The organism is Pedobacter yonginensis (genome assembly GCF_003173595.1).
In the GTDB taxonomy this organism is placed as follows: Bacteria; Bacteroidota; Bacteroidia; order Sphingobacteriales; family Sphingobacteriaceae; genus Pedobacter; species Pedobacter yonginense.
In genome coordinates this window covers 305,758-330,370 of sequence record NZ_QGNZ01000001.1, presented here as the reverse complement: position 1 = coordinate 330,370, position 24,613 = coordinate 305,758, and the positions used below count along the sequence as shown (strand labels likewise).

21 protein-coding genes, 1 tRNA gene and 1 pseudogene are annotated in these 24,613 nt (G+C 37.7%); 5 read left to right on the top strand and 18 right to left on the bottom strand.

Translation table 11 applies throughout. From position 1 onward, the window contains the following. Positions 1–84: 84 nt before the first annotated feature. From DHW03_RS01595 to DHW03_RS19220, 4 genes are all read right to left on the bottom strand, one after another. Positions 85–1,149 carry a type I restriction endonuclease gene (locus DHW03_RS01595; RefSeq protein WP_109924003.1) on the bottom strand — a complete coding sequence of 355 codons (1,065 nt, stop codon included), beginning with the start codon at positions 1,147–1,149 and terminating at the stop codon, positions 85–87. 298 nt (positions 1,150–1,447) lie between these two features. Then, complete coding sequence (locus tag DHW03_RS01590) at positions 1,448–2,113, bottom strand: response regulator (RefSeq protein ID WP_109924002.1); 666 nt, start codon at positions 2,111–2,113, stop codon at positions 1,448–1,450. A gap of 11 nt (positions 2,114–2,124) precedes the next feature. Beyond that, complete coding sequence (locus tag DHW03_RS01585) at positions 2,125–3,783, bottom strand: tetratricopeptide repeat-containing sensor histidine kinase (protein WP_240618438.1); 1,659 nt, start codon at positions 3,781–3,783, stop codon at positions 2,125–2,127. A gap of 88 nt (positions 3,784–3,871) precedes the next feature. Continuing rightward, positions 3,872–4,030: a hypothetical protein gene (locus DHW03_RS19220; RefSeq protein WP_165825339.1), complete on the bottom strand. Its 159-nt coding sequence runs from the start codon at positions 4,028–4,030 to the stop codon at positions 3,872–3,874. 449 nt (positions 4,031–4,479) lie between these two features. On the opposite strand from DHW03_RS19220, the gene DHW03_RS01575 reads away from it, so the two are divergent. After that, positions 4,480–5,334: a hypothetical protein gene (locus tag DHW03_RS01575; RefSeq protein WP_109924000.1), complete on the top strand. Its 855-nt coding sequence runs from the start codon at positions 4,480–4,482 to the stop codon at positions 5,332–5,334. A gap of 786 nt (positions 5,335–6,120) precedes the next feature. On the opposite strand, the gene DHW03_RS01570 is transcribed toward DHW03_RS01575, so the two are convergent. The 5 genes from DHW03_RS01570 to DHW03_RS01550 form a co-directional block, all read right to left on the bottom strand. Beyond that, entirely contained in the window at positions 6,121–7,842 is a 1,722-nt protein-coding gene (locus DHW03_RS01570) for a DEAD/DEAH box helicase (protein WP_205940950.1), read from the bottom strand. Next, positions 7,843–8,763 carry a HamA C-terminal domain-containing protein gene (locus tag DHW03_RS01565; RefSeq protein ID WP_109923999.1) on the bottom strand — a complete coding sequence of 307 codons (921 nt, stop codon included), beginning with the start codon at positions 8,761–8,763 and terminating at the stop codon, positions 7,843–7,845. Positions 8,764–8,887: 124 nt separating this feature from the next. Next, a complete protein-coding gene (locus DHW03_RS01560) occupies positions 8,888–9,193 on the bottom strand; it encodes a hypothetical protein (RefSeq protein WP_109923998.1) in 306 nt (101 codons plus the stop codon). A gap of 515 nt (positions 9,194–9,708) precedes the next feature. Continuing rightward, the gene (locus DHW03_RS19215) at positions 9,709–11,076 is read right to left on the bottom strand and encodes a DUF4236 domain-containing protein (RefSeq protein WP_109923997.1); all 1,368 of its coding nucleotides are present in this window, start codon (positions 11,074–11,076) and stop codon (positions 9,709–9,711) included. Between the two features lie 1,802 nt (positions 11,077–12,878). Beyond that, the gene (locus DHW03_RS01550) at positions 12,879–13,241 is read right to left on the bottom strand and encodes a response regulator (protein ID WP_109923996.1); all 363 of its coding nucleotides are present in this window, start codon (positions 13,239–13,241) and stop codon (positions 12,879–12,881) included. Between the two features lie 183 nt (positions 13,242–13,424). Here DHW03_RS01550 and DHW03_RS01545 point away from each other — a divergent pair, with 183 nt between their 5' ends. The 3 genes and pseudogenes from DHW03_RS01545 to DHW03_RS19660 all read left to right on the top strand — a co-directional run. Beyond that, positions 13,425–13,685, top strand: a complete 261-nt coding sequence (locus DHW03_RS01545) for a hypothetical protein (RefSeq protein WP_109923995.1) — start codon at positions 13,425–13,427, stop codon at positions 13,683–13,685. A gap of 359 nt (positions 13,686–14,044) precedes the next feature. Next, positions 14,045–14,242 carry a hypothetical protein gene (locus DHW03_RS01540; protein ID WP_109923994.1) on the top strand — a complete coding sequence of 66 codons (198 nt, stop codon included), beginning with the start codon at positions 14,045–14,047 and terminating at the stop codon, positions 14,240–14,242. Further along, positions 14,239–15,018: pseudogene (locus DHW03_RS19660) on the top strand (recombinase family protein); the annotation flags it as partial. The gene DHW03_RS01540 and the pseudogene DHW03_RS19660, both read left to right, overlap by 4 nt. A 722-nt stretch (positions 15,019–15,740) precedes the next feature. On the opposite strand, the gene DHW03_RS01530 reads toward DHW03_RS19660, so the two are convergent. The 5 genes from DHW03_RS01530 to DHW03_RS01510 all read right to left on the bottom strand — a co-directional run bounded on the left by DHW03_RS01530 (position 15,741) and on the right by DHW03_RS01510 (position 20,479). Beyond that, positions 15,741–15,824 (bottom strand) — tRNA-Leu (locus DHW03_RS01530). 54 nt (positions 15,825–15,878) lie between these two features. After that, entirely contained in the window at positions 15,879–16,643 is a 765-nt protein-coding gene (locus tag DHW03_RS01525) for an MBL fold metallo-hydrolase (RefSeq protein ID WP_109923993.1), read from the bottom strand. A gap of 49 nt (positions 16,644–16,692) precedes the next feature. Then, entirely contained in the window at positions 16,693–16,965 is a 273-nt protein-coding gene (locus DHW03_RS01520; RefSeq protein WP_109923992.1) for a hypothetical protein, read from the bottom strand. Positions 16,966–17,169: 204 nt separating this feature from the next. Continuing rightward, positions 17,170–17,820: a LolA family protein gene (locus DHW03_RS01515; protein ID WP_109924964.1), complete on the bottom strand. Its 651-nt coding sequence runs from the start codon at positions 17,818–17,820 to the stop codon at positions 17,170–17,172. Positions 17,821–17,881: 61 nt separating this feature from the next. Further along, positions 17,882–20,479 carry an FtsK/SpoIIIE family DNA translocase gene (locus DHW03_RS01510; RefSeq protein WP_109923991.1) on the bottom strand — a complete coding sequence of 866 codons (2,598 nt, stop codon included), beginning with the start codon at positions 20,477–20,479 and terminating at the stop codon, positions 17,882–17,884. Between the two features lie 400 nt (positions 20,480–20,879). Between DHW03_RS01510 and DHW03_RS01505 the strand changes: the two genes are divergently transcribed. Next, the gene (locus tag DHW03_RS01505) at positions 20,880–21,533 is read left to right on the top strand and encodes an ankyrin repeat domain-containing protein (protein ID WP_109923990.1); all 654 of its coding nucleotides are present in this window, start codon (positions 20,880–20,882) and stop codon (positions 21,531–21,533) included. A gap of 28 nt (positions 21,534–21,561) precedes the next feature. Here DHW03_RS01505 and DHW03_RS01500 read toward each other — a convergent pair whose 3' ends face one another. The 4 genes from DHW03_RS01500 to DHW03_RS01485 form a co-directional block, all read right to left on the bottom strand. Then, positions 21,562–21,780, bottom strand: coding sequence for a PspC family transcriptional regulator (locus DHW03_RS01500; RefSeq protein ID WP_109923989.1), 219 nt, complete (start codon positions 21,778–21,780; stop codon positions 21,562–21,564). Positions 21,781–21,892: 112 nt separating this feature from the next. Further along, positions 21,893–22,108, bottom strand: a complete 216-nt coding sequence (locus tag DHW03_RS01495) for a hypothetical protein (RefSeq protein ID WP_109923988.1) — start codon at positions 22,106–22,108, stop codon at positions 21,893–21,895. Between the two features lie 57 nt (positions 22,109–22,165). Beyond that, positions 22,166–23,443, bottom strand: a complete 1,278-nt coding sequence (locus DHW03_RS01490) for a DUF2851 family protein (protein WP_109923987.1) — start codon at positions 23,441–23,443, stop codon at positions 22,166–22,168. Between the two features lie 62 nt (positions 23,444–23,505). Then, positions 23,506–24,408: a DMT family transporter gene (locus DHW03_RS01485; RefSeq protein ID WP_109923986.1), complete on the bottom strand. Its 903-nt coding sequence runs from the start codon at positions 24,406–24,408 to the stop codon at positions 23,506–23,508. Positions 24,409–24,613 lie beyond the last annotated feature (205 nt).

Here is a 24,613-nt window from a genome sequence, read left to right as displayed (position 1 = left end):
TCATAGGGCGTTGAGCGCGCAATTTCAGATCAGTATTAATTTATGGTCTCCTTTATTCTTTACAGGACGCTAAGCCGGCACAGATCAGTAATTAGCTAAAGTCTGATGCAGTTCACTGCGGTAATGATAGATTTCATCAAGACTTGCTAATATCTTTTTTTCTCCTGCGTCCTTTCCGTTAGGAAACACCTCTAAGTATTTGTTTGCGGTGTTAAAGTGAAACCTGCAGATGGGCTTTCTGTTGTTATCATCCAGCAGCACACCAAAGTAGGACTGAGTATCTCTCGGTGATATGCGTGGAGAGGCTATTTTCTCTCTTAAAATTGCTTTTACGATCTGAAACGCTTCCAATTCTTCCTCGGTGGTTATAATTTTTGCAGCATCTGAATTATCGTCTACCAGAACCATTTTCACTTCCGGCTGTTTTTCAATTCCTTCATTTATGCTTAAAGCGGATTTTAAGCGGGAACTGATGGATTCATTAATAGATAAAGTCAACGCTTTTTTTGCGTACTCGCGAAAAGTCACCATACGGTTCGCGGTCAATGGTTTATCAAAAAAGCGGCCCACCAAAAGCTTTACCAGCTCATCTGATGGCTGAAGAATTTCATTTTCGAATTCTTTACGGATGGCTTTGATGTATTTCAGGCTCTCTGCAGAATCCAATATGCTCTCCAGGCTGAATTCATTTTTGGTAAAACTTTCCAGCATCTTTATGGCGCTATCTTTTAAATCCTCGATATCGATAGAGAAAAATGGCTTTTCGTCCATGATGTTGGGTTTTTCCAGGTCCATATAGAAGTTATAAACCGTGCCATTTGTCAGTACCCCAAACCTGGCTTTCGACACGTGGTAGTATCTGTGGAGCTGGGAATTATGGGCATCCGCATTTTCTTTCCAGTGCTTACATTCAAAAATCAGGATCGGATCCCCGTTTTTCTTAATCACATAATCTATCTTTTCGCCCTTTTTTGTACCGATATCGCAGATGTGTTCCGGTATAACTTCAGTAGGATTAAAAATATCGTAGCCTAATATTTGGATAAACGGCATCACGAATGCATTCTTTGTTGCCTCCTCGGTATTGATCTGATCTTTTAGACCATTCACCCGCTGATGCAGTTGTTCGAGCTTTAATTTTAGTTCCATGGTTAAGGAAGGATTTACTTGTTGGTTATTAGCCAAAAATAGAGAGGCTTACCGGCCTTTCCTTACGGTTTCCCGTAGAGCGGCAATATTTTTCAAAAAAAAAAGCTGATCCCTTATTTAGTTCGAAAGAATGGTCCCCGGGTTTGCTAGCTATACCCAATAAAATGCCCGTGAAACGTCTTAAGGACAATAGGGAAGCTAAAAGCTTGATCGGCAACGCCAAAATGCTCATTCAAGACACTTACCATGCCATTTAGTTTAGCAGCTAAAAAAAGAGTAGTTTGAAAGAATGCAGCATCTATATAATTCCGTAATCTTTACAGTAGGCTATAAGCTGTTCATTTTTGGAGAAGCCCATTACTTCTTTCATGATATTGAGCCGTTTTTCTACGCTGCTAAGGCCTGAGGGAGTTATCTTATTTGCCTGCAGGTAAGCAGGAATATCCTTTTGTTTGGTTCCTGCGGAAAGGAGTTTTAAAATCGTCAGGTCAATGGAGCTGAATTCAAAAGTATTTTTAACTTTCACCGACTGCTTTAAGTCTGCTGTCATATACTTTTTTCCCTGAGCAATGGCCTCGATCGCTGCCCGAAGATCCTTTGCATCATGCCTGGCTTTTCTCACGTAAGCATCGATAGAAAAATCCGTAAAAAGCTTATCTACCAGTGCGGATTTATTTTCCGCGGAAAAGACCAACACTTTCAAGTTTGGCTGAAATGATTTACTAAGGGCGATAAGCTCTTCACCGCCTGCTATTTTTTGCTTACGGTGATCTTCTTCGAATGATAAATCGGTGATGAGCAAATCAAAGGGCGCCCCTGCCTGCTGGGCTTTTTTGAGCAACATCATAGCATCATCGCAGTAATAGGTATATTGGGTATCGGCTATACCCAGCTCAGAGATGGTTTTAGTGACCGATATGCTGGTCATCTCGTGGTCTTCAGCAATTAAAACTTTTCTAAACATCAATTATCTTTTTAAGCAACCGGAAAAGACAACTCAATTTTGAGTCCTTTCTCCATTGTGGTATCAAAGTTAATTGCTCCGTTTATAGTTTCTATACGGTTTCCCGTATTCCGCAAACCATTATTGAAAGTAAGCTTGTTTTTTATCCCGATACCGTTATCCTGATAGTTAATAAGGATATGATTGTCGAGCCGCTCGAACCGAAGCACGACCTGGTCTGCCCGGCTGTGCTTTTTCATATTAATCATCAGCTCCTGCAAAATCTGGATGAGCTCATAGCGGGTTGCGGGACAGACCTTTTGCCAGAGCACATCTTCGTTTCCGGCAATCAGGATGCGGGTATTTTCACCAGCGAAGGAGCCGAGGAGTTCTGAGATAAGTTCATGAAAAGGTTTCTCCTCATCGATTGGCTTATCATAGGAAATATCACGTGATTTTTCATAGAGGTCTTCCATCTGGTCGAGCATTTCAACGCGGTTAACTTCGGCCTGGTTTTCAAATTCTGTCATCAGTCTATACAGCCCGTTTGCGACCACATCATGTACTTTTTTTGAGGTCCGGAGCTGACTTTCCTTTATGGCATTTTTTGCATCCAGGGCTAATTTCTGCTTACGTTTTCTATAGATCAGGATTGCAGAGACGGCAGTTAGAATAATTCCTGATATTAAAAGAACAACCTGGTAACTTTTTGCCTGATTATCTTTTTGGAGAATGAGGTTATCGGCCTTATTTTTTTCCGATTCATAGCGAATCAGGGCGAATTGATTTTTTGCTGCATTGCGTACACTCAGCAAACTGTCCTGTTTTTTAGTGAACATACTGAAATAGGCCCTTCCCTGTTCAGCGTCGCTTAATTCAATAATGTTTTGCAGGGCAAAAAGTTCATCATCCGGACTCGAAAGCTCCCGGGCGACTTCATACATCTTTTTTGCATAACTGAGCGCTGTTGCGGGTGAACTTCTTTCATAGTATTCGAGCAAAGTGGCGTAACTTGAATTCATTCCCCATAAATCCTTGTTCTCCTCGCGCATCAAACGCGCTTTATGTAAAAGTGGAATGGGATTATAAAGGCTATTATTTTGCCATTCGGCCATGGCCAGATTGGATAAGGCCCTTGCATATTCTTTGGGATTCTTACTCACCCCGGACAATACCTTTTTATAAATCGCAATTGCTTTTGTATATTCTTTTAATTCCTGATATACTTTGGCCTGGTTGTTTAAATATAGCCGGGTATCCGCAGAATCTTTGGAGTAACTTAAAGCCTGCGCATAAAATTTTAATGAATTACTATAGTCTTTTAGCTTGTAGCTAGCTATGCCCAGGTTGTTATAATTAGAGTGAATAAAGAAAAACTGAGCCGGATTTGCGGGATTAAAAAATCTAATTGCGTTTAGAGAAAGCTCCTGACCTCCAAAGTAATCTCCCTTGTCCGTGGAAATAATTGCCATATTTAAGAGGCATTTCCCCACACCCAAGCTATCACCGTTCTTTGTAAAAACGTCTTTTGCGCGATTAAAATAGTAGAATGCACGATCAGTATCGCCACTTTCCCGGAATGTAAAAGCATTATCATAGGCCGGGTTAGGCAGTTGTTTTTCGCCGTCGGCCTGCTTCTTGCAGGCAAAAAAACTGATTAAAATCAGTAGAAAGATAAGGAAGCGCTTCAAGGGATTTAGTTTTCCCGAAGTTATAAAATAATTATGTACTCCCGCCTTCCTGATGTTGATTAGAGGATACTTTAAAAATCGGCAGCGGTTAAAAAACGAAAAAATCCCGGCGCAGGTTAAAAACGCCGGCCGGGATGAAGAGATTAGTCAATTTTAGGTGGAGGGTTTTGTCCTGTGTCGCCGCCATGATCAATACCATCATCTCCGGTATCACCGCCGTCACCCGGATCACCGGAATTGCTTGCATCAGCGGTTGACACGGTTGTGTCGTGACAGTTTGTATTAGTAGATTGTGAGGGACTAACCAGACCCAGTAAAATTGCGATAAATAATGGTAAAAACATCTTTCTAAAAATTTAAAAGTGAAGTACAGGGCAGGTCTCCGCGACCTTTCGCGGAGCTTGCTGCAATAAGTAAATCAGAAGGCCTTCTGAATTTCTGGGAAGTGACGAATTGAATGCGGGGCGTTGCTGCTGCTTCCCATGCCGGCTACTGACCACCGCATTTTCTTCTACAATCCATCTGTTTTTTTCTTGGTAGCGAACCAGTTTCTGACGGATTGATGGAACAAAAGTATGTCGCAAAACTGCCCTAATCGAATGGATTTCCAATAATTCCAATCCTTCCGTTGGAATTCCGATAATGCTTTGGCAATTCCGGAAAATCCGGTACATTGCATTAATTATCGTCTCTAAAATGTTTGAAGATTACAAAAAACTTGTGGTTGCGCATTACCGGAAGCGGCTCGCTGATGCTGACCTGTCCAATGATTTGGCCGCACCAACAACAGGCAAAATAAAAAGGGAGTGCTTAAAGGCATATACCCAGCGCCTTAATTCAGGCGATAAACCGTTCATCAATGATTTTTTTGGTCTGGATGAAAACGGCACGGGTCATGCTAAAATTATTAACGGGACAGATGCCGATCGCTTTCGTCCTCTGCTTTATTTCCTGCGAGGAACCACAACTGATCCGGATGATATCCATATTGAGCTATTAGCCTGGCTAACCGATTATCAGCCAAGGCCGTTTCGATTTGATACCTTTCAGCCTCCGGCGGTTCCGACACAACCGGAACCGCCGGTAATTCCCGGGAGCTTACCGCCGCCGCTGCCTCCTATATCTACCCCCCCTACCAATACGCGAAAAGAACGCTGGCATAAAAACAGGTACGTTCGCTGGAGTGGAATTGCCTTTGCCGGAGCGTTGGCAACGATCGGGATAAGTTATTTATTAGGATTCAATGATGATGGACATTTTGCTTCAAAGCAGTGCATGGTGTGGAGCATCGACCATTATGAAGCAACAAGCTGCGATCAGAAGATTTTTGGAAAACAGATAATCGCGCTGGATACATTTCAGCTCGCACACTTTAGGTTGATTACCAAACCGGACACGCTTACCGCCTACTCGGTTGACAAGGTTTGGTATGTAAAGATTAATAGTTTACCGGAATATTTTACCGGCCCGGGAAAGCACCCGTTATATCCGTATAAAAATTTGAGGCCCTTATCCATTTTAATTCTTCGAAAGTATTCCGCAGTGAAATAGTCTGGTTGTTAGAAGACTAAATCCATTATTCGCAATTAGCGAGGGCAACAAAAAGAGTGCATCAATCAGGAAAGGTTAATCCAGCCCTAGTGGTCTTATCCCAAGACTTAAACATGGAGTAATCGAAACTGGCAGTGCGATCTCTTTTTATTCATGATGTAATTATTTTATAGGTATCCAGATCGGATTTTGGAAAGGTTAAATGAAACCAACTACATTAATAGTTCATACTGTTACCGATCAAACACTTTAGAGTGAAGGTCATTAATGGAGAGCATTCAAAAAGATAATTGGAATTTTAATGAGCCCTGTTATATGCGCTCCATGGCCTTAAATTTTTAAATGCCGTTGGGAATACACCCTTAGTTATTATGACAAGCAATCCGTCAGATGACCAGCTTGTCATTCTACGGTAATTCCGTTGTAGAAATACTCTAAAATGTATTTATCAAAACTATCAAGAAACGAATAGCTTATCATTTTTCGAAAAGATATCTTATGAAAAAGGTCTATTGCAGCATGTAAACTTAAGTCTTCCTGTTCAAAATTTATTATTTGATTAATATGAAGTTTTCTGGAAATCATTCTTGGTAAACCATATTCTTCGAGTTGATAAACAACAGAAGGCAAAAAGGCATGTGAGAGTCTGGAAACCAGGGGAGAAACATCATAACCAAAAGTTAAAATTTCCTTTTGAAGTACGTTTACATCATTGAGCAGTGAAGAGAATTTGAAAGAAACATTACGTTCTAATTTGAAAAAATCATCAATTCCTAAATCATCATTTTATAATTCTTCTAACAGTTGAGGTATGGATTTAGTCCAGTTGTTGGACAGAATCTTAATAAATGATACAAACTTACTGTATTCCACCTCCCAGTTTCCCGGAATTAGCCTTAACACCTTGTACAAGTAATGGTCCCAGTTGTTGGTATCCTCAGAATTCAGAAAGGAAAAACCTTTCCATTCATTAGGATTGTTTTTCATATCCCTCGCGATTTGCCTTATAAACTCATAGCTCGATTGCTGAAAAGCGCCGTCTTTTAAAAGCCTCTTAAAACAATCCTCACCAAGCAATGCAGCCATTTCCTTTTTGAAAGTAATGATTTTGTCTATTTGTTCTGTATTCAAACTATCCTGATATATTGTCTCATCAATATCACCCAAAATATCGTCTGGAAAATCTATACTCAATTGAGTTGTATCATCAGCAGGTGGCGCTTCAAGAAGGAATATTTTGCCGACAAAATGTTTAAACATCCGACCACCTCTACCAATAATATTTTTATATGTGAAATCATCAAGGTAAGCATTACCACGGCCACCTTTTCTGTTTCTCCAGATGATGACATTTTCAGCTGATGTATTCACCCCTTCAATAATAGAAGAGGTGGAAATCATATTAGTAATTCCACTAACCTCCTCGAATAACTTAACCTGGATTTGACTTAGGGAACGGTGCATTCGCCCGTTATGAATACCAACTCCCCTTATTATAAGATTTACCAGCTGCCAATTGGTATCATAGTTCTCAATTAACCATTGGCCAAATTCGTTTAGCAATTTTAAATCTAGGTGAGGTAGCCTTTCTATAAATAATAGTCCGACCTTTTCAATTTGAGTATACGAAGCGGCATAAATTAGGGACTTAGCTTCACTCCCGCGCACTATATCGAGAAGTTTTTCACTTTTTAAAATCTCATCACCATTGATTTCTTTATACAATTCATGTTTTTCAAGGTAGACCGTATGAAAATCCAACATGCTAAGGAACTCCATATCCTTGGTAAAAATATTATCTTTGATTGTGGTGATATTTGGGGCTAAAAAATATTTTTGTTTAGCAACTTTGCCCAATTTGATTATGGCTTTTATCAACGAGGGTGAACGTTCTTTATCATATTTTGAGCTTGCTTTATAAAATTCATCTATAACCAAAATATCTATTTCATTAATCTTACTGATATAACTAATCGCTCTTTCCTGAGGAAAAACGAAAATGCAGTAATCATCCTCATTAAATCCTACCTCTGTAGTTGTTATAATTTTATAGGAATTGGCAAATTTTTTATACAATCTTCTTCTAGTCTCATCTGTCAAAGCGATGGTCGGAACAAGAATCACCACTTTACGCGGTTTTTTAATTGAGATAAAGGAATCTATTACAAAACTTTTACCGAAGCTCGTCGGAGCACTAACGGCCAGGCTTTCTCCATCAACCAGCTTTTTCAATAGAAGCGATTGTTCCCTGTGAAGTGTTTTTTCCTCCGTTTCGCTAACTCTAACTTTAAATGCTTCATGGGCAAATCTATCCTGCCAGTTGCAACTTTGAAGTTGTAGATATGGAAATAACCCTGTTTGCCTAATTAAGCTGTTTACGAGCGGAGAATAGGGAATTTCATTGGATTTGTGATAGTCTAAAAGCTGAATAAGATTATTTCTTGCCTCTACTTCATTTTGCTGTTGAAGATTTTCATTAATTAAATGACACGTTTGAAAAATATCCATTTATTTTTTAGGCTGATAAAAATTAGCAGTGTTAAGAAATTCTTTTATAATGTCTTCTTTAGAGGGAACAGGGAAAAGAATGATATGGAACGATATTTCAGAATACATGTGGATAGATGTAGCTAATTTTGCTATTTGCTTCCTAAAAAAAGATTCTGCCCGTTGCTTGTGAAAATTCAGGGTTTCCGCCTTATATTCATCCGACATACTTTCGAACTTCGGAATAATACCGCATTCATGCAGGAGCAATATTGGCACGTGCAGTTTCGGTTTAAGCGTGTCAATCGATTCTTGTGTTGAAAGCGCAGATTTTATTTTAGCTAAAACAATTCTATTGCTTACAAGCGCATCCAGATCTGTTAAATCCGTAATTATACTATTTTCTTTTTTTAACTTATCTGTAGCGAGTGATGCTTGAACTGAAGCTATTATTGGGCCTAATCTTGCATCTTCTATATTGTTATAGAACTTCGCTTCTCCAAACCAAATTGTAAAATCGTCGCCCTCTACCACAATATGAACGCTATCGGCTCCTTTGGCATTATCCATTGGATTCTGCTTGTAATATATTTTTGGTACGACAGGCAGGGCGTTATAAAAATGTTTCATAACGCCGTAAAGAAGAACTTCTGCAAGCTCGCTTCCACTGCTGATGTCATCAATTTTATCAGTCAACCTGAGCTTCTTTGCAGATTCCCGCATAGAAGAATGTGGTTTTGTCAGCAATGCCTGTCGCTCACGGGAGGATAGCGCAGTTTCAGCAATGTTATCCCAGATGAAATTTTGGAATTTCTCAAACTGCCATTTACCATCTTCAAAGCTATTAGCCAAGGACAGCACGCGTTTTTTATCTATCGGAGTTAATGTCTGGTCAGTGCATATAACTGAAAAAGCATCATTTATTAGGACGTCGAAGGTCATGTTGATGTTTTTTTATTGAATTCTCACTTTATAAAAGATTTCCCTTAATAGTTGGCTGAATGTATTGGAACTACCATTGGATTTTTGACCGGTATAGCTTGATTCTTTTACATTAATTTTCTGATCAACTGCCTTGTTTTAAGTTGTCACTAATTTCTTTCAGGATTTCTTGCTGTGCTCTTGCGACTTTCAGCAACGCTTCCTGAGCATCATAGATCGCTTGAAGGGCTGTAATATTTTGTTCCTGATAGGCCACAATTTTATCAATTTTCCAATACCACAGCACCAGCTGTCTCAGTGCTAAAAACAGCAAAATCATAAAACCAGTTGCAAGCAGCACACCTATGAATGAGCCTGTTCGAAAACCCTCGGTATCTTGAGCCTGAGCAAATAGTGGTATCATTGCGATAAATGATAGTATTTTTTTCATAAATGGTAATCGTTCTAGTTAGAAATTGTGTAAACGCTCAAGCATTTCTATTGTATGGTCGTTAAACCCTGTTGAATATGCCGGCATGAACGCCCATAAATAGTTTGTTTCCTTTCAGATCATAATCCAGAAAGCTTTAGTGTACTTTCCGGATTATAGAATGAAATTAATTCTCAAATCAAAAGAGCTTAATCCTTAGGCCTGTGTTTATGAGGCTTAAGATCCGGATGTTTTGGTTTGACATCCGGATTAACTCTTCTCCTTCTATCGTCTTCCCCATTATCCTTTTTGGGTTTGGGCCCGGGTTTAATGTTTTGAATTTGTTCCATAAATACTAGTTGGGTTAATAAAATAATTAATTAATTTTTTAAAAATAGTCCTTAATCTGCAGCATTTATTACGGTTTCCCCCGATCGGTTAAGACCGTAATTTTAAAGCCTATAAACACTCAACTTGAACGCTCCAATTAAGCGGTATGGACAAAGCCGCAGTCATGATATCGAAATTTCCGCAGATCAGTCGATCTGATTAGCATCCATGATTGACTGAATGACACCAATTTTTTTAAGATAGTCGGCAAAACCATCGAATGCACCAATCCTGGAAGTGGACAGGGTTTCATATACTCCTGTTTTGGAGTGGAGCGTGTACAGGGAATATAAGCAGATAGGAATTTGCCGGTTGTTAGTGAAGCGCCTGTCAGGCCCACCGTTTTTATTTACATATTTCCATGTATGACCAACAATTTTCGCATCCGGCGACACGCTTTCCTCTTCAATAAAGCGGGTGCTGCTGCAATCGATAACCAAGTTCTTATAAAACAATGCGGCGAATTTATTTGCTCTGCGCACCAGCAGTCGCTCAGGCAAAAAGTACAGTTCAGTTCCGTTCAGTTTGATGTGTGGTATTTGCACGTTGGTCTTAAAAAACCTGATCGGGTTTTTGTGTTGCATAACAGATCCTATAGTAATCCGGTTGATAAGTTTCCCTGCCCCTGCATTGCGCTTCCAATCGACGTTACCCTCTGCATGGAGGTATTGCCATTTTCTTTGAGAAGATTTAAAGGTTGAAAAATGAGTTGCGAGTGTCTCATATAGAATCCCCATCTGTTCATCCATTTCATAATTGAGTTCCATTTCAAAGCGCTTTTTATCCTGCCTGGAAAGAAAATAAATTAATACCGCAAAAAAAAGCAAACCAGAACCAAGCAACCAAGGGTAGTTGGGATTGGTTATGAACAATTCTGTTTCAACTTCCCTAGGATCCTGCACCATGCTAATTCCAGCGAGTTTTTTGGATACATATCCTATTGAATCGTTAAATTTAACCTTAAGCCACTTTTGTCTGAACTCACCCAGAAAAGTAAACTCTTCACCATATTTTGCTGTGCGAAGTACCTTCGAATCTCCATCAGCAAGGGCGCGGACGTTTGAGCCAACAAAGGAATTTATTACGGCTACTTTTCGTTCCCCACCTTGTTGCTGTACGAGCTCGCGACTGCGAAGCGAGTTGAAGGATAACAGCACCACAAAGATTATCATCGGCCAGATCCCAAACCATTTCGTAAGAGATATTTTGGATGCTTTTTCACTAAGTTCATCTATAAAAACCTTAGAATCGACATCTGTCAGCTGATCGATAGGTGCAGAAGTAATGCTGTGCATCCCAGGTAGCGTTTGGTATACAGGGGAATTTGTATGTCCCGGGGATGAGCTGATTTTTTGTCTATAATAAATCCCGTTGGCACCAAGGGTTACGAAGGTTCCCCGTTGACCTGTACTTAGCCTTGCTCCTTTCACACCAACTGAATAACTAATCCCACTATTTGAAAAATTAATCCTCATCGGTCCCACTTTTACCGACTTACGCAATAGAAATCCCATACATGTTGATTTAGGCTGCTAACTTCGGAAATAATTTCTTCATTAAAATACGGTTTCCCTTAGCCTGTTGTATAGATTTTTATCCCCGAGGTGTATCTAAATTATGAATCTGTAGCGATATTATTCAGATACTGTAGCTAATATTGAAGTGCCTTTTAATGCGTTTAAAAAAGAGTGCCTGGCTCGGAACGCCTAAAATTAAAACCTAATTATCAACCAATTGGGAAAATGAAGGTGTAAGTTTAAGCATCAATTAAATTTAAAATAGTTCGTCAGCAAATTATCTGTTTCGGAAAAGAGACAGCGCCTTACATGAGGATCCCAGCCACCCATCTTGGGAATAGCAGACCGTAGAAAATACATCTACACTGCACTTTTATTAAATAGCAGATAAGATTTACTACCAATTGTTCTGCAGGTTTCCGGCGTGTTGGTTTTGCATGATAGATGAATGATCATTGCCTTTCTGACTGATTTTCCTGCATATATCCTGCTATTGTAAATCGACTTTCAGGCTTTCCGAGTTTCGAGGAAAAGCCCCGACCTCAAGGGCGGCAAGAAAAGAATTGTGGACAATTCTACATCTTGCGGGACACACGAGTGGCCAAAAAAAAGCAACCACATTATTGGCGGTTAATGTAAATTGTCTTGTGGGCAGTTAAAAAGCGCTTCAATTTTTCTGGTTTTCCTGATGCTGCTGGTTTGATGAAATGGTAGGAAAAGTTTTTAAAAGTGCGCGGATATTGTACCTCAAATTTTTAAAATACTGAAGGTCCCGCCTGCCACTCTTGATCTTTGGAGTCTTTTGCTTTTTCATCCTCATCGTTTTTGAAACTCAAATTTGACAAAACTGAAAATCAAAAAATGAAGCTCACGGTCGTGACACCTTAAGATTTTTTTAGACTACGAAAAATTGCCTGAACAGTGTCCTTGAAATTGCTTGAAAGATTAAACCGCAAAAATAAATATTCCTGATTTGTTTATTTATAATATTCATTTCTCCTTAATAGTCAATCACTTAATCTATCAATCATGACACCAAAAAAATCTTCGGATCAGCGGCAATCATCCCTGCTGACCAATTGGCTTTTCTTCATCCCTTTACTTTTTCTTGCCGTAGTAGCCGCAATTTACTACCCTACTCCCGATAAACCGACTAAACAAATTATCATTAGGGCGACAATCAGTTTTATTTTTTGGTTGGTATATATGCGGTTTTGGCATCAGCAGATTTCGATGAATGTGTTTAAATATAGATCTCGCATTTTGAGCATGCCCTTCATATACATTAATTAACATAAAAAATATTGTTATTTTACGTTAATTATAGTGATTTAACTAAGGCTAATTGACCTTGGAACCATGAGTTAAAGCAAAAATTTTTGTTTTTATATACTGAAAATCAGTATCTTAATTCGAAGAATAATGAGAAATGACTTGGAAAGCGCAACACCCATTCATGGAAATACATTGTTTGTTGCATTTTCCGCTTCTAAACCACGAATTAATCTAAGGAAAACATAATTATTTTGCATCTCAACCGATTAACGACCGACGCTATTGTTGATTTCTGCGAACGATTTGTTTGTTTTTTTTTAGCCGATGCCCAAATATACTAAATGGTAAAAATAATATACGGCTAATAAATGTCAGGAGCCATGAAAACAGAGCGATTTCTATGACAGAAAACAAATTCAACACACTGTATCCTATTGCATATTTTTATACAGGTTCCAGAAATTGTAAAAAAGATAACACTGATAAAATATCTAAAGGTCAGGGGTTCAACAATAGAAAAGCAGCTAGTTTGTCAAAAGATTTCCAACAGTTAAAAGTAAATTTGTTGTTTCAAGAGATTTTCCTATAATGGCATCAGCATCACAGTCCATTTTACTGATTTCCTCATGAGATAATGCAGTGAGCATAACAATGGGAACGTTATGGGTTAAAACAGCGAGCTTCAACTCATTACAAATTTTTCTGCCGTCAGCATTTCGCAGCCTTATATCCAAAATTATCAGGTCAGGCGCAAAGTCATCTACCTCTGAAGAGAGCAATTCGGGCGACTCAATACACCTCACATCATAACCTGCATCGGTCAGAACTGCTCCAAAACTATAAAGCGCCATTGGATCGTCATCCAGAAACAAAATTTTCTTATTCATGTAATATCATATAGAAGATAATGGCTACTGTAAAGGTTTATGTGCCGTTTTGGAATTAATTATATTTCTATTGTTCAATTTTTAAATATTTATTATCTCTGTAGATAAAACACTACCTTCAAATTAAAGCTATCGGACCAATCCGATGGCTAAATTAGTTAAACGCACTCAAATTTCAACGGTATGGAAAATACTGAACAAATTGCACAGATTAAAGTTCTGATTTTAACAAAAATAAACTTAAACAGCGTCAGAATTGATGATTGTAAATACATTTCTGAGCAAATATTTCTTAAAACTAAAAATCACTTATCCATTCAGACAATCCAAACTATTTTTATTGCTAATAGAAGTATATTAACACCATTTGTCTTAAACAGTCTTGCGCAGTTTTCTGAGTTTGAGGATTGGGAAGACTATATTAAAAAGACCTGGGAACATTAAACATCCATTTTTTATTAACGTCTTTTTTGTTATAGAACTCATCGAACTATGGGCCGATAAATGTCAAGTTCAAAGATTGGCGGAATAAGTTCAATGTGGTGAGATAAAAATCTTCAAGAGACAACGATTTTTCTGTGATTAATTATTAGCACCTTTCGAACCATGATATTAAGCAATTATGGCAATGGTTCTAGAAAATTTATTAAGCTTTTGAAAAAGAGCAGATAGCATAGATCTGATCTCAAACAAAATGCTTTTCATCACTAAGAGGGTCAATTGTATAAAGCTCACTTTCGTGATACCCATTATTAAAGCGATGAGTTTCCGTGTATTGTATGAATTAACATTAATCAGAAGTCATGGGAAAAACTCAGATAAAACGAAGGACTGAATTAAAAAAACACACAAAAGAAAAAATACGCCCCACTGATTTTTTACCAGCAGAAATGAAAGAAATTTTTGATAAAAGTGATCGCAAAATTGGGCAAAATGAACAGATTTTACTATCTTTATTAGTACAGATAATTGTTGAAATTGTTACAAAAGAGGAATTATGAAAGCTATAGGTTATATGCGTTTAAGCACTAAAGATCAGTCAAAATCTTTGGAATATCAAGAATCTACTATTCGTAATTATTGTGAGCGGAATAATGTGGAACTGATTGAACTGTTTAAGGATAATGGAGAAAGCAGTTACACGTTTGATCGTCCTGACTACCGTGCTTTGGAGCTTTTCCTTAAAAAATATAAGGGTAAATGTGACTATCTTGTAGTGCTTGATCACGATAGGTTCAGTCGTAATCTGCCTGAGGCACTGTTAAAAATAGCTGAACTGGAAAAAAACTTTGGTGTAAAGGTAGTTTCCACAAATGAGAGGATAGACCTAGATACTTCTGACCCCGATGTATTTATGAAACGCGCATTCGATTACATGATTGCTAACAAAGAACTATTTACGATCCGTAACAGAACTCGACAAGGTGTTAGAAATGCGAGGGAAAATGGTCGATATTTAGGCAGAGCTCCTATTGGCTACAAAAATATTTTGGACGGAACAAAACGAAACAAAATTGGAATCGACTATTTAAAATCACCGATTATTGAAAGAGTTTTTCGCGACTATTTACTTGGCGTGGCACCTTATATCATTCTGAAAAGCATTCGGGAAATGGGATTCAGATACACGAGTAACAATGCTGTCTACGATATTCTCCACAACTGCCTATATGCAGGGCTGGTTAAGGTACCGGCATATAAAGATCTACCGGAAAAATTTGTAAAAGGTAATCATGAGCCAATTATCACAGAAGCTGAATACTGGCTTGCACAGCGAATGTTGAGTAACAAACGCCCAATGAAAGTGAGAACAGATGAGGAGTTTCCGCTTAGAGGTGTTTTGAAATGCTGGTGTGGGAAAAGCATGACCGCGGGATGGTCTAAAGGCAAAAAACAATATTATTTGTATTATAGGTGTCTTGAACACACAAATATCAATATACCTGGCCAGCTGCTTCACGAGCAATTCGATACACTGTTGAGAGAGCTTAGTTTCGATGAAGCGCAAATTAAGATTTTAAATCTCGGTGCAGAAGCAATGCTCAAAAACCCGATTAAGGAAAAACGTCAATTGCTACAAAATATGATCACAGAGTTAAAAAACGTGAATATCAAAATCAGCGGCCTGGAAGAAAAGTTTATGAATAATGAAATTGAAAGTTCTACCTACAAAACATGGTTTAAAAAATTAAATGAGGAAAAGGCAACCTTGGAAAGTTCACTTAAGCCTAAATCATCGTCTAACATGTCAACTCAGGAAATCATCCAAAAGGTATTACCGAATCTAAGAAACCTCTTAGGTATATATGGAAAAGGAAATATCTTCCAGAAGCATTCAATTGTTAGAGCGGTGTTCAAAGATTCGTTGGCTTACAGCAATGGTGTGTTTAGAACACCCTACATCAATCCAACATTTCAACATAACTTACTAAAGGTCAATGAAAAAGGCCTGCTCATTTGCGAGCAGGCCTCTAGAAAATTAACGAAATCTTCGTTAAGTACTCAAGAGGAGATTCGAACTCCCACACCCGTACGGGCGCCAGCCCCTCAAGCTGGTGCGTCTACCAATTTCGCCACCTGAGTTTATATTGCAAATATAATTTAATTTTAGATTTTGAACGTACTATTTTAAATTTACTAGACGTCTATTTTCAGGCCGTCGTACGCAAGCTTAATATGGCTGGGCAGCTCGTCTTCAACAACAGCATGTAAGCCTAAATTGTGACTAATGTGAGTGAGATAAGTTACCTCGGCACCAACCTTATTGGCAAAATCTATCGCCTCGTCTAAGGTAAAATGAGAAATGTGAGGTGCTCTTTGCAATGCATTTATAACCAACACCTTGGTTCCCTTTATTTTATTAAAGGTTTCATCGGAAACGGTTTTGGCATCCGTAATGTAAGTAAAATCACCAAATCTATATCCTGTTATAGGCAATAGGTGATGCATAATCTCTATTGGTGATATTTGGAGCGATCCTATTGAGAAATCTTCACCGTTGTGTACCGTGTGCAAGTTAATTTGAGGTAATCCATGATACTTCGTTTCGGCAAAAATATAGTAAAACTCTCTTTTTAAAGCCGTTTGTACACGCTCTGTTGCATAAACATCTATCACCTTATGCAATAAATAGTTAAAAGGTCGGATATCATCCAAACCCGCAATATGATCTTTATGCTCATGGGTAAACAATACGGCATCTAAATCTTGTACCCCTTCCCGCAAAAGCTGATATCTAAAATCTGGTCCGCTATCCACAACAATTGTTTTATCCACTGTTTCAATCAGAATGGAAGTTCTTAGGCGATTGTCCCTTTTATCATTTGATCTGCAAACTTCACAATTACAAGCAATTACCGGAACACCTTGAGACGTTCCCGTTCCTAAAAAAGTAACCTTCATCGTTTAAAATTGTCCTTTCTATAACTGTTGGCGATAATGGGTTGCTTCATTAAAATAGTTCGGTTTGCTGTAAAGAATGAAAAAATTGTCTTTGCTTTTCATCTAACAGATTCTCATCTGCATTGGTTTGCTTAACCAGCGTAATTAAAGCCATAATTTTGCCTTCCAAATTCGAAAACTTATTCACAACAATAACCATATTGTGTTCGAGCAAGCATGAACCTGTTTTAAAATTCCCTTTCTCGTAACGAACCTTAAAACCCATTGCTAAAAGCAAAGCTTCTAATTTTTCTAAAGTGTGATTGGTGAGTGGCAACGACATTAAAACAAACTTAGAGAAATCTGCGCAGCATTCATAAAGAGGGAACAAAATAATTTGTCATATTGATTAAGTTTCTAATTCTGAAGCTGATCTGATGTCGCAAATGCCATAAGCTTTGAGTTATTAAAAGCTGAAAAAAGAAGGGCACAAAAAAAGGTTCAACTGTTTCCAATTGAACCTTTTAACTATTTTTTCAAGTATCGATTATCTTAAATCTACCACTTCAACACCAGGATATTTCTTAGCATCGAAAGCAAAAGTGGTTTCAGGTACATTTACATTAGGCGAAAAGGTTTTTACATTGTAGGTGTATTTGTTTCCGTTTTTATCAAACAATACCACATTTGCAATTTGTTTCGCCGCCTTATCAATACTCAGGCGAACCTTAAAGATCGATTTTTTTGCATCAACAGGAGTTAAATCAATCATTTGGTAGGTTTTAGCACCAACTTTCTGTTCACCCGTGTACATATATTTGAAGCCTTTTTCATAAACGGTAAAGATTTTAGCTGGATTGATTGCATCGCCACTATTATCTACATTGCTTACTTGCACCTCTTTATCCTTTTTTAAATATGTCCATTGACTTTTACCATCACTGAACAATTCCTGGTTGGTCATGGCAACTTTGTACTTGTTAGAGTTTGCTTTAACATATAAAGTACCTTGCTGCGTTTCCTTTACTTTAGCTTTTGGGTTATCCAATGTAAAAGTAAAATCAGTTTTAACAATATTGTACGATTTGTATTTCTTACTCACATCCGCTAAAATGGCTTTAGCTTTCGCATCAGTTTGAGCATAGGTTGATGTTGTAAAAGCAACTACAACCATTAATGCTGAAATTAATTTCTTCATCTTTTCTTTATTTAAATTTTCTTTTGAAACGTTAGAGTAGATTAATGTGTATTGGTTTAATCTAATCTTTGTCATTCATACTATTCAAGAACTGTTCCAAAGAATATTCATCTGGATATAAAACCTCTCTGGCTTTACTTCCTTCAAAAGGACCGACAATTCCGGCCGCTTCCAATTGGTCGATAATTCTTCCAGCTCGGTTATAACCAAGCTTCAATTTACGTTGAATGAGGGATGTAGAGCCTTGCTGATGCAACACGATCAATCTGGCCGCATCTTCGAAAAACTTATCCCGTTCGTTGGGGTCAAAATCTGCCTTCGAGCCCTCGCCTGCCTCATCAATATACTCCGGTAGCTGATATGCATCAGAATAACCACGCTGGTTGCCGATGTATTCTGAAATTCTATCCACCTCTGGTGTATCAACGAAAGCACACTGTAGCCTGATTAAGTCGCTACCAGTTGATAAAAGCATGTCGCCTCGCCCAATTAACTGGTCCGCACCGCCACTGTCTAAAATTGTTCTCGAATCGATTTTAGATAAAACCCTAAAAGCAAGCCTTGCAGGGAAATTGGCCTTAATCGTACCTGTGATGATGTTAACCGACGGACGTTGCGTAGCCAGCACCAAATGAATCCCAATGGCTCTAGCCAACTGTGCCAAACGTGCAATCGGTGCTTCAACCTCTTTCCCAGCCGTCATCATCAAATCGGCAAACTCATCTACCACCAATACAATAAAAGGTAAAAAACGGTGGCCATTGTTTGGATTGAGTTTACGTTTGATAAATTTATCGTTATACTCCTTTAAATTTCTAACCTGCGCATCCTTCAACAAATCATAACGCTGATCCATTTCAATACATAGCGAGTTAAGGGTATTCACAACCTTTTTGGTATCGGTGATAATGGCATCGGCTTCGCCAGGAAGTTTAGCCAAAAAGTGTCGTTCTATTCTATTAAACAACGTTAATTCTACTTTTTTTGGATCTACCAAAACAAACTTTAATTGCGCAGGATGTTTCTTAAACAGCAAGGATACGAGGATGGCGTTAATACCTACTGATTTACCTTGGCCTGTAGCACCAGCAACCAATAAGTGGGGCATTTTTGCCAAATCTGCGATAAACACTTCATTACTAATTGTTTTTCCCAAGGCAATTGGCAAATCCATCGTATTCTGCGTCCATTTTTCGGTATTGAGGATACTGCGCATAGGCACCATTTCTGGGTGTTGGTTCGGAACTTCGATACCAATAGTTCCTTTTCCGGGCATTGGTGCAATAATCCGAATCCCCAAAGCAGCTAAAGAGAGTGCAATATCATCCTCTAGGTTCTTAATTTTTGAAATCCTTACGCCCGGTGCAGGTATAATTTCATAAAGGGTAACCGTTGGACCAATCGTAGCTTTGATCTTATCAATTTCTATGTTGTAATGATTAAGCGTTTCGACAATTTTATTTTTATTGGCTTCTAACTCTTCTGCATTTACCGAAATTTTGTTGGTACCATAATTCTCAAGCAAATCAATGGTTGGGTATTTGTAACCCGCCAAATCCAGTTTTTCATCATAGTTACCAAATTGTTCAACTAAATCTTCCGATTTCTTTTCTTCTTCAGTTTTTTCGATGGTAAAAGCAGGTTCCTTCTCTTCATTGATGGTTGGCTCTACCACTAAAGGCATGCTTGAAGCCGCCGCAGCTAGTGGCAAATTGGTTGCCAAGGGCGATAAAACCACTGGAGGCAAAACTTCCTCCCTTTCGGTAGTTTCTTCAAATCGATTGGGTTGCAAAACCACATTTTGCGGTTTGCGTTCATTATTTGTTGAAGTTGTTCGCTCACGAACAGGTATTTCTATGGGTTCAAAAGGTTCATCAAAATTTTGGTTTTGTGCATTTTGTGCCCTAACCTCATTTACATAATCCGGAGTTTCGTTGTCCAGATAAACCTCTTTTTGTTTACGCTCAGGAAATTTAAAATCTATGTTGTACGCAATGATTAAAATGGTTAATCCTGCAAAGGCAATTAAACCTGCAACTCCTGCGGCACCTATTTGAGCATTTAGTAATTTATTGCTCCAGTAACCAAATTCTCCTTCTAAATAATGTGGCGATTCTGACCAAAAACCGTGTGCAAAACCTAATGTTAAAGAAATAAAAAGCAAAAAGAAAAAGCTATAACCTAATGTTTTTGAGATAGATAGAATTTTAACCTTAAATAACAATCTATATCCGATAATAAAGAAAGCCAACACGAATAGAAAAGAAGCGATTCCGAACCATTCGTAGATGAATTGATGAGAAAGTAAAGCCCCAAATTTACCCAACCAATTTTGTACAACAGGCGTAGTAACACCCGCTTCTTTTAATTCATCAGCTGTTTTAAAAAGATTTCCCCAACCACCATTTGCATCAATTACATAACTCTGATCATCTTGCCAAGTAAATAAATAAGATGTAAAAGCAATTAAAAAATATAAAGATAAAATCACAAAAAACAGGCCTACGATTTTTATAGCGCGCCCATCCTGCAAATCAAAATTCGGCAAATATTCTTTTTTCTCTCTCGGCTGACGCCCAGATGTGGCTCTGCCTGATGCATTTTCTGCACCCTTATCTCTGAATGTATTGGTTTTAAACTGGTTACCCCTTACCGACATTTTCTATCCTAGTATTATTAATATTGAACAAATATAAAAGATATAGTTATATCTGTTACGAGTTTTACAATCTGTTTTAATTAAAATATAATTGCCACACATTAAACCTAAAACATAATTTATAGTCTATTATTTTAACAACTCCGAAAGTTGTTGCGTTTTGTTCAAATGAAACGAATTTTGTTTTAGGTTTATCCCGTTTTGCCTGGAGAGGTGAAACGGGATTTTTTTGGTCAAGTGGAGAGACCCTATCCCCTCAGACTTAAAAGCGCTGATAACATATCACGGTATAACTATTGGCTAAGCTACATTACATGCTGTTAACATAATTAATCACTTAATTTTACACTCTATCAATTTTTTGCTAATTTGAATCGATTTTTGATATAAGATTCATCATATGGATATAACGCAGCTCGAGGAACAAATTGAGAATGGTAATGCACAGGGAGTTAAAGAAATATTAATTAACAACCCCAAACTGGCGAATACAGAAACCGCGCATGGGGTTTCGCCACTTTTGCTGGCTTGCTACTATAAAAAGCAAGATATTGCAAACCTGATTTTAGAATTTGTTGACGATTTAACGCTATTTGAAGCTTGTGCAGTTGGTAAATTTGATTCTGCAACCTTGTTGGTGTTCCAAAATCCAGATCGAATTAACGATTTCTCTAGTGATGGCTTTACGCCACTTGGTTTAGCGTGTTATTTTGGTCATGAAGAGTTGGCGAGGTTTCTAGTTCTTAAAGGTGCTGATGTTAATTTGGCCTCAAAAAATGGATTCAACGTTTTCCCTATTCACTCTGCCGTTGCTGCAAATAATTTCGACATTGCTAAAATGTTGCTAGATAATGGTGCTTACCCAAACGTTTGCCAAAAAGCAGGACTAGCCCCCCTACACACGGCGGCACAACTCGGTAACATAGAGCTGATTATCCTTTTATTGGAACATGGAGCAGAAGTATCTTTAAGAATGGAAGGTGGAAAACTCCCTGCTGATTTAGCGGCGGAAAAAGGATTCCATGAGATTGCAGAAATTTTGCGGGAAGATTAACAATTTAGTTGTTGGAATGCTACACTTCCTATTCCCAAATTCTCAAACGCATTTTCTTCATATAGGTTCTAATATCCAATACCACAGCCGCAAGAACGTAAAATAAAATTGGAAAACCTACAGCCAAAAATGAGGAATAAATAAAAAACAACCTCACTTTAGCTGTACTCATGTTCAGCTTATTGGCCAAGTATGTGGATACGCCAAAACTCTGTTGTTCAAAATAGGTAATGATTCGTTGGAACATTTTAAGCTGATTTAAATGTACAATGCTAGGACAATACACATTACTTATACCAATTTAGAAATAAAATTTGACTAAAACGATTATAAAATCTCGTTATGAAATTTAAACCCGGTTATTCCAAAACAAGTTTCTCAAAATCTTGCCTATCCTCGTGTTTAATGAACAGTATCTGCTGATCTTCCAAATTTGAATATTTTTTCTTCAACTCATTTTTAAACTTCTCTATATCAACATTCGCTTTTAAAATTACAGTCAAAGCGTCTGCGTTACCTCTAACCTCAATGATTTGGTTTGGATAGAGTTCTTTAAGTTCGTGTGGAAATTCCATATCATCAAAACTGTTTAAAGGGAAGAAAGTTTTCTGAAATTTTAAGAACAATAAAATTTATCTTAAAATTTTAATACCAATACCACAAGATAGACATTTTTTATAATCGCAATATTGTTTTTTTAATTGCAAAATACCCTGCGAAGCGAAAGCATGATCCATCTTTATCCCTGCTTCTAAAAATTTATCAGTAATGGCATTTTGCTCTGCGGGCAAGCTTTCTAATAATTGGATGGCCCTATTGATGTAAATCTGATTCGCCGTGTGCTTCCCATAAGCAAACAAAAACAAAGCGATTGTATTGAGCAAAATATTATCTACCGAAGCCTTTCCGATTTGCATACCCATTTCTGAAGCCTCTTTCTTGAAATGATAATGTGTTTTCCAGTATTCGTTAATCGGTAAATTTTCAAATAAATTTCTTAGAATGTGGATGTCTTTAACTTCTAAAATTTTAGAAAAAAGATGGTTTGATTTAATGATTAAGCCTGCAAATTGCGCCAAACGTAGGGTTGGAAAATTTTGCGGACGCATGCGCATAAACTTCCATATTGAAACATCAATTGGTTTAACGTTGTACTTTTTCTGAAGGAATTTAAACTCCTTAAGAAGTTTTTGAGGGTATTCTTCCTGTAGCTTATCGTTTAAAAATCCTGAGGCACCAAAAACTAATGCCTCGATTTGTAAGTCATCATTTTTATGCTTGGCTAATATTTTTTGCGGAATTGCCTTTGCCAGGAGTTCAAAAGGCAAGGCATTTACCTTAAATCCGAAATTCTTAGCCAAAAAGCGATAAAAAGTTTCATCCCAATTCCCATTTAGCGCGGCTAGGGTTTCAAATACTGTTGTTGTTTTCTGTTCAAATCGCTCAACCAATATTCTCGATAAAAAGGAGTCAATAAGCATTTTATCTACTGTTTTAATCTGCGCTTGGCAGGGAAAATCAGCTAGTGTAAGAAATAGCGTTTCGTATTTATCAATTAAATCATTCGGAATTCTATCTTTCAATTCCAAAACGGAAATGGTGGAACCATCTGCCCTGTTAATGTCTTTATCGTGCTGATATACAACATGAAGAATCACATTTTCAAAACTGGCATCGCTCTGGTGATTGTGCTTCAACCAATCTGAAGATTTAATATGGATCTCTACATTACCTGCCCAGAGCGTTTCGCCGATTTGAATTTTGGCGTTACCAAAATCAGGCCCCGCATTTTTATTAAGAATGCCTGAATTGATGACTTGAATGGGCATACCCTCATGGGTTTGCAAATCACTAAAATCAAAGCGCTTAAATTGCCAAACGTAATGGAGAAAATCTTCAGAAAAATTCATTTTTGAAGATAATAAATATTCCCAAAGGTTTTAAAATGTTATGATGAAATTTATATCAGAGTTTAAGAAAGTTCAGTTTTTTTCTTGTAATTGGTAATGAAAACACCAGCAACAATTAACACAGTGGCCAAAACTAGATCAATACTCACTTCTTCGCTTAAAATTAGCCAGCCCAAAAATATGGCAATTATGGTATTGAAATAGGTTAAAATGGAAACTTCAGAGGCAGATACTTTCTTTAATGCATAATGATAGCAAAAGTAACCCAGCACCGAACCAAAAATGGCTAAATAACAAGTGGCAAAAATACTTTCTGCTTTCCATGTAGCCACTTCGGCTTTGCCTGAAAATAGTAAAGCGAGGAACAATTGAATGATGGCAGAAAACACAAATTGATAAAACAAATTCAAGAAAATATATTGTGGCTTGCCGCTATGTTTTTTAGAATAAATGGTTCCGATGGTCCAACCAGAAACGGCAACAGCTAAAGACAAAATGCCGTTTCTGTAGCCAGGTTCTAGCAGATCGCTTATCCCATCTCTGAAAATAAAAACGATGCCTAAAAAACCTATGAAAACACCTATAAATCCTTTCAAACTAGGTTTTTGAATACCAAGAATAACACATCCTATAAAAACCAACAAAGGTGATGTGGCATTGATTAAGGAAGCTAAGCCACTTGGGATGGTTTTTTCGGCTACGGTAGTCATGCCGTTTGCAATTACAACCATTAAGATGGATAATAGGATTTGTCTTTTAAAGCTCGGCCAACCAATCCACTTAAGCTCACGCTGTTTAATTAAAATGATAAGAATAATGATCGAGGCGATGGTTTGGCGCATGGCCGTTACGTACCACGCTGGGATGCTTTCTACAGCAATCCTAATCCCTAAATAGGTTGTACCCCAAATTAAAGCTACACCAGTTAAGGCAAGAATGAGTTTTAAATCTATTTTAGGTTTCATAGTTTGCTTAAAGTTTTGTGCGGGAAACACGGAAAATATTATTGCAACGGAAATACGGAATTAAAAGCAACTTCCATATCCACCGTGCGTCTTTGGCTATTAATTTGTAAATCACATGTTTGCCACGGAAACACGGAATGAAAATCCAAGCTTCGTGTCTTCTGTGCTTCCGTGGCTATTAATTGGTAAATAATATTTTTTGCCA

Coding starts and splice junctions, on each gene's coding strand:
- DHW03_RS01540 (WP_109923994.1), top strand. CDS start 14,045: ATGGGAAAAACTCAGATAAAACGAAGGACTGAATTAAAAAAACACACA.
- DHW03_RS19215 (WP_109923997.1), bottom strand. CDS start 11,076: ATGGGATTTCTATTGCGTAAGTCGGTAAAAGTGGGACCGATGAGGATT.
- DHW03_RS01525 (WP_109923993.1), bottom strand. CDS start 16,643: ATGAAGGTTACTTTTTTAGGAACGGGAACGTCTCAAGGTGTTCCGGTA.
- DHW03_RS19220 (WP_165825339.1), bottom strand. CDS start 4,030: ATGCAAGCAATTCCGGTGATCCGGGTGACGGCGGTGATACCGGAGATG.
- DHW03_RS01560 (WP_109923998.1), bottom strand. CDS start 9,193: ATGAAAAAAATACTATCATTTATCGCAATGATACCACTATTTGCTCAG.
- DHW03_RS01520 (WP_109923992.1), bottom strand. CDS start 16,965: ATGTCGTTGCCACTCACCAATCACACTTTAGAAAAATTAGAAGCTTTG.
- DHW03_RS01490 (WP_109923987.1), bottom strand. CDS start 23,443: ATGAATTTTTCTGAAGATTTTCTCCATTACGTTTGGCAATTTAAGCGC.
- DHW03_RS01595 (WP_109924003.1), bottom strand. CDS start 1,149: ATGGAACTAAAATTAAAGCTCGAACAACTGCATCAGCGGGTGAATGGT.
- DHW03_RS01590 (WP_109924002.1), bottom strand. CDS start 2,113: ATGTTTAGAAAAGTTTTAATTGCTGAAGACCACGAGATGACCAGCATA.
- DHW03_RS01575 (WP_109924000.1), top strand. CDS start 4,480: ATGTTTGAAGATTACAAAAAACTTGTGGTTGCGCATTACCGGAAGCGG.
- DHW03_RS01550 (WP_109923996.1), bottom strand. CDS start 13,241: ATGAATAAGAAAATTTTGTTTCTGGATGACGATCCAATGGCGCTTTAT.
- DHW03_RS01510 (WP_109923991.1), bottom strand. CDS start 20,479: ATGTCGGTAAGGGGTAACCAGTTTAAAACCAATACATTCAGAGATAAG.
- DHW03_RS01500 (WP_109923989.1), bottom strand. CDS start 21,780: ATGTTCCAACGAATCATTACCTATTTTGAACAACAGAGTTTTGGCGTA.
- DHW03_RS01485 (WP_109923986.1), bottom strand. CDS start 24,408: ATGAAACCTAAAATAGATTTAAAACTCATTCTTGCCTTAACTGGTGTA.
- DHW03_RS01505 (WP_109923990.1), top strand. CDS start 20,880: ATGGATATAACGCAGCTCGAGGAACAAATTGAGAATGGTAATGCACAG.
- DHW03_RS01565 (WP_109923999.1), bottom strand. CDS start 8,763: ATGACCTTCGACGTCCTAATAAATGATGCTTTTTCAGTTATATGCACT.
- DHW03_RS01545 (WP_109923995.1), top strand. CDS start 13,425: ATGGAAAATACTGAACAAATTGCACAGATTAAAGTTCTGATTTTAACA.
- DHW03_RS01495 (WP_109923988.1), bottom strand. CDS start 22,108: ATGGAATTTCCACACGAACTTAAAGAACTCTATCCAAACCAAATCATT.
- DHW03_RS01515 (WP_109924964.1), bottom strand. CDS start 17,820: ATGAAGAAATTAATTTCAGCATTAATGGTTGTAGTTGCTTTTACAACA.
- DHW03_RS01570 (WP_205940950.1), bottom strand. CDS start 7,842: ATGGATATTTTTCAAACGTGTCATTTAATTAATGAAAATCTTCAACAG.